The 3,896-nt window shown below is 72.1% G+C and carries 5 protein-coding genes and 1 pseudogene; 3 read left to right on the forward strand and 3 right to left on the reverse strand.

Features of this window, described 5'->3' with window-relative positions; all coding sequences use genetic code 11:
* Positions 1-224 (forward strand): annotated as a pseudogene (locus ACTUAL_RS26630) (alpha/beta hydrolase); the annotation flags it as partial.
* Positions 225-277: 53 nt separating this feature from the next.
* On the opposite strand, the gene ACTUAL_RS26635 reads toward ACTUAL_RS26630, so the two are convergent.
* Complete coding sequence (locus ACTUAL_RS26635; protein WP_015800357.1) at positions 278-901, reverse strand: DUF3710 domain-containing protein; 624 nt, start codon at positions 899-901, stop codon at positions 278-280.
* A 4-nt stretch (positions 902-905) separates the two neighbouring features.
* Positions 906-1,373, reverse strand: coding sequence for a dUTP diphosphatase (dut, locus tag ACTUAL_RS26640; protein WP_440902171.1), 468 nt, complete (start codon positions 1,371-1,373; stop codon positions 906-908).
* Positions 1,374-1,397: 24 nt separating this feature from the next.
* Here dut and ACTUAL_RS26645 point away from each other — a divergent pair, with 24 nt between their 5' ends.
* Positions 1,398-1,979, forward strand: a complete 582-nt coding sequence (locus tag ACTUAL_RS26645; protein ID WP_440902172.1) for a DUF3093 domain-containing protein — start codon at positions 1,398-1,400, stop codon at positions 1,977-1,979.
* A 552-nt stretch (positions 1,980-2,531) separates the two neighbouring features.
* Here the strand turns inward: ACTUAL_RS26645 and ACTUAL_RS26650 are convergent.
* Positions 2,532-2,831 (reverse strand): DUF4193 domain-containing protein, encoded by a 300-nt coding sequence (locus tag ACTUAL_RS26650; protein ID WP_015800354.1) that lies wholly within the window; start codon positions 2,829-2,831, stop codon positions 2,532-2,534.
* 529 nt (positions 2,832-3,360) lie between these two features.
* Between ACTUAL_RS26650 and cei the strand changes: the two genes are divergently transcribed.
* On the forward strand, positions 3,361-3,896 hold a 536-nt coding region (gene cei / locus ACTUAL_RS26655; protein WP_440902173.1), incomplete at its 3' end, for an envelope integrity protein Cei.

The following is a 3,896-nucleotide window of genomic DNA, read 5'->3' on the forward strand; positions in this document are numbered from 1 at the left end:
TCGCGGGGTTGCGGGCGCCGGTGGGGATCGCGGCGTGCGTCGACGACCCGGTGCACCCCCTGGACGTGGCGGAGCTGTGGGGGCGGACCGCGCCGGGCGCGGTGGTGCGGCGGATCGGCCTCGCCGACCTCGGGCGCGACCGGGAGAGCCTGGGCGGGGCGGCGGTGGCCGCGTGGGCCGAGTCGGCGGCCGGGACCGGAGCGCTGCCAACAGTTGGCGGTTGACTGTTGGCAGCACCCTCGGACAGCTCGCCCCGGCGCCGTCCCCGGCTCGGCGCCTACTGCTCCTGCTGCTGGGCGGCGATGTGCCGGGCGATGGCCTCCGGCAGCTCGACCGGCAGCGGGGTGCGCACGGGCATCGGCTGGGTGCCGCGCACGACCACGGTGTAGCGGAGCAGGTCGCGCAGCGCCATCAGGGCCTGCTCGGCCTGCTCCTCCGAGGGTGCCGCCGCGACGCCGCGCAGCATCCACCTCGGGCCGTCCACGCCCACGAACCGCAGGTGCACCTCGGGCGAGCGGGCGGTGATCTCCTCGCCCCACTCGCCGTTGAGCCGGTTGATGCGGAAGTTGTCGCCCTTGAGCTGGGTGATCAGCTCGGCGCTCACCTCCGGCCACAGCCGCTCGGTCTTCGGGGCCGCGAAGGCGCTCACGGTCAGCTGGCCCACCGGGGTCAGCAGGTGCACCGCGCGGACCGCGCCCGTCGGGTCCATCTCGACCTGCAGCTGCACGCCGTCCGGCACGGGCAGCTGGACCGAGCCGAGGTCCAGCCGGTTGATCCCGTCCTCCGGCGCCTGCGTGGAGTCGAACGGGCCGGTGGCCTCCTCGCCCTCCTCCATCAGCAGGTCGTCCTCGCCACCCCGGTTCGTGGAGTGCCGACCGCGCTTGCGGCGCCGTCCGAACATCGCCTCACCCCTTAGTCCGGGCGAGCACCGAGTGCCCGCCAGTAGAGCCGTAGCCGCCGTCGCCGCGCTCGGACTCCGGCAGCTCGTCGACTTCGCGGAACACCGCGTGCTCCACCTTCTGCACCACCAGCTGGGCGATCCGGTCGCCCCGGCTCAGCACCACCGGTTCGCGCAGGTCGTGGTTGACGAGGCAGACCTTGATCTCGCCCCGGTACCCCGCGTCGATCGTCCCCGGCGTGTTCACCACGCTCAGCCCCACCCTGGCGGCCAGCCCCGACCTCGGGTGCACGAAGCCCGCGTACCCCCGGGGCAGCGCGATGGCGACGCCGGTGCCGACCACGGCGCGCTCGCCGGGTTCGATCACCACGTCGGACGTGGTGACCAGGTCGGCGCCCGCATCACCCGGCCGGGCGTAGGACGGGGGCGGGACTGAAGGATCGAGCCGGGACAACAGGACCTCGACGCTGGGCACGGCGCGCGAGACTACCCTGACCGCGTGAGCGAGAGTGCTGTGACCGCCCCGACCACCTTCCGCGAGCGCCTGTTCATCCCCTGGTGGGGGTGGCTGCTGCCGCTCGCCGCCGCGTCCCTGCTCGCCGCCGAGGTGCACATGGGCTTCCCCGGCGTCCGGTCCTGGTTGCCCTACGTGATCGTGCTGCCGCTGACGCTGGCGCTGATCGTCCGGATGGGGTGGACCCGCGTCGAGGTGTCGGGCGGGGAGCTGACCGTGGGCTCCGCGCACGTGCCGGTGGGGCTGCTCGGCGAGGTCGAGGTGGTCGACGCCAAGGGCAAGCGCAGGGCGATGGGGCCGGAGCTGGACCCGATGGCGTTCGTGCTGCACCGGGGCTGGGTGCCGACGATGCTGCGGGTGCGGCTGGTCGACCCGCAGGACCCGACGCCGTACTGGCTGTTCAGCACGCGCTCGCCGGAGAGGCTGGTCGAGGCGCTGCGCGCGGAGGCGGCGAAGGCCCCGGCCGCGAAGGCGGGCGCGGCGGCTCCGGGTGCGGCGGTCCCCCGTGCGGCGGCCTCCGGTGCGACGGCCCCGAGGGCGAACCCCGAGGGCGACGCCGACGCGTAGCGATCGGCGCGGGCGCTCGACCGGGGCGGCCGACCGGGCGCGCGGAATGCGCGGTCCGGCGCGGCGGAAATCCCGAATGGTGGAATTTCGGACGGGTTCGACGGTTGTTGATCACCGCTCGGACCCGTCGAACGGCTTGGTTTCGATCCACTAACGATCGGTGAACCGAACCGGAGTTGTCCGCATTCGTGCGGAAAGTGGCGCTCCCCCGCCAGTGGTGGTCGTGCGCGGCGAGTCGGGGCGCAACCACACCGGTTACCCCAAATGATTCCGTTTACACCCGTTCCGGTGGACGGGTTGTGCGGACGGGCGGATTAGCCGTCGATTCCCGCGCCAGGTTGGCCCGGTCGGGTGACAACACCACCCGCGTCCGCGCCGGAGAACTCCGGTGGTCCGGCGGAGAAGTCGCCCCGCCGGGTCGGGAGAACGGCTCGCGGCCGTTCGGCGGAACCGGCGCCGGAACGCGCCCCGGAACGCCGAACGCCGCCCCGGATGGTTCCGAAGCGGCGTTGCGGTGGGGTCGTCCCGGTGAGGGGGCCTGCGCCCGGTCGCTCAGGCGCAGTCCCGGCAGATGTACTGGCCGTTCTCCTCCTCGGCCAGCCTGCTGCGGTGGTGCACGAGGAAGCACTTCGAGCAGGTGAACTCGTCAGCCTGCTTCGGAAGGATCTTGAACGTGAGCTCCTCGCCGGACAGGTCGGCGCCGGGCAGCTCGAAGTTCTCGGCCGTCGCGTCCTCATCGATGTCGACGACCCCGGACTGCGTTTCATTGCGCCGCGCCTTCAGCTCCTCGAGGGAGTCCTCAGCGAGTTCGTCCGCCTCGCTGCGACGCGGAGCGTCGTAGTCGGTCGCCATCTTCTTTCACCCCTGCGGTCAACGGAGACTGTGTCGCGCGCTGGTTAACGCACCAGCGCTCCTGTTTGTGCCCCCGCCACGGGTGACGGAGGTCTCTACGCCCGCACACCGGGCGACAAGCCCCCTCCACACGTCGGTCTGACGGGTGTCCGGCGATGCGCGGAGCGCGCAGAGGGTAGCTCACTGATCAGGCTCGCGTGCACCGGGTTCCCCCTAATTGAGCAGAAGGGTGACGGTCCCTTCTCTCCCAGGCCCGATAGGCTGGTCCGCGAGTGCCGCCGTTCCCGGTGCGGACGGGTGGCGTCACTCGACTGGGCGACCACTGCCCGCCACAGGGTGATTGCTCGTCGTCACGGTATTCCCGGAACGCGGGAAGCCGTAGCTGGGCATAGCCTGATCAGGAGGAGTACTTGCGCCAATGGGGAGGTCGGCGGACGTGGAACCCGCGAGCGGAACGGTGAGCGGCGGGTCAGCGCGCTACCGGAAGCGGAGGCCGGTGCCTGCGCTGCTCCTGCTCCTGGTGCTTGTGGTGTCTTCGGTTGTCGTGTGGGTGAAGGTCCTCGGCGAGGCCGAGGACATGGACGCGGCCATCAAGTGCAACGCTCCCGGCGGGGTCGCCCCCGGCCAGGAGCAGGTGCTGGGGACGGCACTGGGGCACGACGCGCTCGATCGAACGGACCTGGCTCCGGTGGGCGAGATCCACTTCCGGGCGTTCAACGCGAGCACGCAGCGCAACCAGGCGAAGTTCGTGGCCACCTCCCTCACGGAGATGGGCGCCCAGCAGGCCGCCGAGCCCGGCAACGACCCGGTCTACCCCGCGCAGGACATGGCCTGCCGGGGGCAGATCCGGTTCGGGGCGCCGGGCGCGGAGGCGGCGCGGACGCTGAGCGTCATGGAGCCGTGCATGGAGCTGGTCCGCGACGACCGGCAGGACGCCACGGTGGACATCGCGGTGGGCAAGAAGTTCACCGAGGTGAAGCCGAACAACGAGGCGCGGAAGGTGCTGGACCAGCTGGCGGCCTGGGCCGAGCAGCAGCCGGAGCAGCAGGGCGGCCAGGCCGCCGA

It is taken from the genome of Actinosynnema sp. (genome assembly GCF_052038725.1).

Coding starts and splice junctions, on each gene's coding strand:
- ACTUAL_RS26635 (WP_015800357.1), bottom strand. CDS start 901: ATGTTCGGACGGCGCCGCAAGCGCGGTCGGCACTCCACGAACCGGGGT.
- ACTUAL_RS26650 (WP_015800354.1), bottom strand. CDS start 2,831: ATGGCGACCGACTACGACGCTCCGCGTCGCAGCGAGGCGGACGAACTC.